This is a genomic window from Winogradskyella pacifica (assembly GCF_013403915.1).
Taxonomy (GTDB): Bacteria; Bacteroidota; Bacteroidia; order Flavobacteriales; family Flavobacteriaceae; genus Winogradskyella; species Winogradskyella pacifica.
The window spans coordinates 1-2977 of sequence record NZ_JABFDI010000038.1 but is presented as its reverse complement, the minus strand read 5'-3'; the positions used below and the strand labels follow the sequence as shown (position 1 = coordinate 2977).

The window sequence follows — 2977 nt, the reverse complement described above, 5'->3', positions numbered from 1 at the left end:
CACTGTAACGTCTAATTACTTTGTCATTTTTATACATAATTGTTTGAAATTATGTAGCCTTTTTTCAGTACAAGTCATAATGTGCTACAACGTGATTGTGTATGGTTAGTTGCGTGGTTAAGCAACTAATTTAGTAAACAAATACTTGCCAGAGAAAATTCCGAAGGAATTTTCCAAATAAGCACTTGCCAAAGCAATTAATTATACACGGTGTTACCTGCTGGCTTTTTAATCAGTTCAGTTTTCATAAATGGCTAAATTCAAATTTCAGAGTAAGTTCCGTTAAGTTAATTTCCGCATCAATTGGTTCCATTTTATTTCCCAAGTCCATAAATTCAAAACCAGTATTTGTTTTAAACCAACTTCCACGATATTTTGTTTTTTTCAAAGAGTCAGTTGCGTTTTTAAAATAATCAATATTCTCTTGTCCTGCGAGTCTGTAACGTCCAGTTTCACTTCTTAACTTACCAAGTTGGTCATAATATGGTTCAGATTCTATTTGCTCAACAATTCTTTCGAGGTCATTTTTGTTCAGTTCTATTTTCAGTTTTAGAGTGTAATCACTTTCAAATCCATTATGAGAAACATCGTCATCCTGTATTATTTTATAATCATTTCCAAGCTCAATATTTAATTCTTTTTCCAATAGTATTATCCGCTTTTCTTGATTCGAGCAAGATGTAAGTAAACATACTATAAGAATAAATTTAAAAATGTTTTTCATTGGTTTGTTCAGCTTGCAGGTAACGGTCTCGTATATGATTTGTTGCGTGTTGCTTGCACGTAATTTAGCAAATAATAACGGAATAGAAAAGCCGAAGGGCTTTTCGTGAGTAGGCTAGAAGCAGCAATAAATTATATACATTGTTGGCAGCAGGTTTTAATTTTTTATTAAATAGCCGTTATACTTGCGAAATGCTGATAAATTTATTTTTTATTCGTACGTTTTTAAGGAAGGTAGCTCCAGGAATTGTTTAATTTTTTTCATTAATAATTCTATATTCAGATTGTTTTTTTGTGCAGAGTTCAGACGCAAGTTTTGATTTTTTTTTTAAGAATCATATTTTTAAATTTAATTTTTTCTGCGCAATCTTGAAATTTTTTGGACCTAAAAAACAAGTACAGAATATAAGAGGAAGAAGGAAAATTGTAAATCGGCACAACTTGCTGCCAACGGTTTTGTATATGGTTTGTTGCGATGTTTAAGCAACTAATTTAACAAATAAAAACGGAAACTAAACCTTACAAGGATAATTGCAAATAGGCTAGAAGTAGCAATAAATTATATACGGTGTTGGGCTTTCGTACTTTTTAATCGATGTCCTTTTGTAATTTATCAGGATTTTGTCGTGTGTCAAAAATTGTAATTATTTCTATTTCTTTTTGTTCAGCTATTATTCTGTAGAAAAATGTCGTTTGCTTTGTTACAACACATTTATAAAGATTTTTAAATTCCGAGGATTTCGGACAACTATCAGGTTGACTTGATATTTGTTTGATTTTATCGTTCAGCTTTGAGATAAACTTGTCACGAGTTTTTAAATTCCACTCTTCGATTAAATATTCAGATAGTTTTAGAAGTTTTGATTCGGCAAGTTCGGATAAAAACACTTTCATTAAGAAATTTTCTTGAGGAATGACTCGTAAGAAACTCTTTTACCTTTATCCAATTCCTCAATACCCTGTTTTATTTCAGTTTGTTCAAATAAAGTCAATTCATCCCAAAAATCGACTTTTTCTTTTTTGACAAAGTCAGCTACTCTTTGGATAAAATCAGTGTTTTCAGTCTCCAAAATCGTTTTTAGTAGTTCAAGTTTTGTTGTTCGGATGTCCATTTTAAAGTTTCTTTTAATCAAATGTACAAAAAATATGATTCAGTTCGATTTTTTGTCAGTATGAAGCCCAACGTGTTTGTGTATGGTTAGTTGCGTGGTTTAGCAACTAATTTAGCAAACTTTTACGAACCAGAGAAAATTCCGCAGGAATTTTCGCAAGTAGGCTAGAACCAAGCAATTAATTATACACGGTGTTGCCAACTGGCTTTTTTTAATTAATAATCTTGAATTAAAACTTCAGTAGGGATATGTAGAGTAGTGTTGAGTTTTCTAATCATATCTAGAGTCAGTTTTCTTTTTTTATTCAAAATTTCGCTAACTCTGCTTTTAAATCCAACAACTTCTGCTAAATCCTTTTGTTTCATTCCCATTTGTTCCATTCGGAATTTAATTGCTTCTATTGGGTCAGGCATTCCGATTGGGAATTGTTCATTTTCATATCTATCAATCAAAATTGATAGGATTTCCAATTCGTCTCCATCTTCCGTTCCTTTTTTTGCATCAAAAATTTCCTCAAGTCTGTTGAGTGCGTTTTGATAGTCTTTTTCGTTTCTAATTGGTAATATTTTCATAATTAGATATTATTTGCGTCAATTTTATCATATTCAGCGTGAGTTCCGATAAACCTTATCCAGCATATTCCGTATTCAAAATTAAATTTTACAATCAAACGATAATTATTACCTTTAATATTGTAAACAATTCGATTGTCTTTTAAAATACTAGCACTCGGATATTCACTTTTTAATTCGTTAATATTGTTCCATTCGGATTTTTCAGTTTCTCTATACCACGATTTTAATTGTTCTTCACAATCAGCGTGTTTTTCCCAAAAATCTCGTAAAGTTCGTTTTGCGATTACTCTCACATTATAATTGTTTGACGCAAAGATAATAAAAAAAAGTTACCAATTTGGTAATTAGTTCGTTTTTTTTAGCTTGTTGGCAACGTGTTTGTATATGGTTTGTTGCGTGGTTAAGCAACTAAGTTAACAAATAAAAACCGAATAGAAAATCCGCGAGGATTTTCGTAAGTAGGCTAGAACTAGCAATAAATTATATACGGTGTTGTAAGTAGTGCTTTTTTCGTTCACTTACTTAATTTCAAAATCCGAAATGCTCCTTGAATTACCAATGCAAAAA

General features: G+C 31.0%; 5 protein-coding genes. All 5 read right to left on the bottom strand.

From position 1 onward, the window contains the following. Positions 1-244: 244 nt before the first annotated feature. The 5 genes from HM984_RS17240 to HM984_RS17220 all read right to left on the bottom strand — a co-directional run bounded on the left by HM984_RS17240 (position 245) and on the right by HM984_RS17220 (position 2703). Positions 245-646, bottom strand: coding sequence for a hypothetical protein (locus tag HM984_RS17240; protein WP_179350085.1), 402 nt, complete (start codon positions 644-646; stop codon positions 245-247). A gap of 665 nt (positions 647-1311) precedes the next feature. Then, positions 1312-1617: a type II toxin-antitoxin system RelE/ParE family toxin gene (locus tag HM984_RS17235; protein ID WP_115813110.1), complete on the bottom strand. Its 306-nt coding sequence runs from the start codon at positions 1615-1617 to the stop codon at positions 1312-1314. After that, entirely contained in the window at positions 1617-1835 is a 219-nt protein-coding gene (locus HM984_RS17230) for a hypothetical protein (RefSeq protein WP_115813108.1), read from the bottom strand. Before HM984_RS17230 ends, HM984_RS17235 begins: the two co-directional genes overlap by 1 nt. A gap of 215 nt (positions 1836-2050) precedes the next feature. Further along, entirely contained in the window at positions 2051-2407 is a 357-nt protein-coding gene (locus HM984_RS17225; RefSeq protein ID WP_068449010.1) for a helix-turn-helix domain-containing protein, read from the bottom strand. A 2-nt stretch (positions 2408-2409) separates the two neighbouring features. Beyond that, positions 2410-2703: a type II toxin-antitoxin system HigB family toxin gene (locus HM984_RS17220; protein ID WP_054729199.1), complete on the bottom strand. Its 294-nt coding sequence runs from the start codon at positions 2701-2703 to the stop codon at positions 2410-2412. Between the last annotated feature and the right edge of the window lie 274 nt (positions 2704-2977).

Coding starts and splice junctions, on each gene's coding strand:
- HM984_RS17225 (WP_068449010.1), bottom strand. CDS start 2,407: ATGAAAATATTACCAATTAGAAACGAAAAAGACTATCAAAACGCACTC.
- HM984_RS17235 (WP_115813110.1), bottom strand. CDS start 1,617: ATGAAAGTGTTTTTATCCGAACTTGCCGAATCAAAACTTCTAAAACTA.
- HM984_RS17230 (WP_115813108.1), bottom strand. CDS start 1,835: ATGGACATCCGAACAACAAAACTTGAACTACTAAAAACGATTTTGGAG.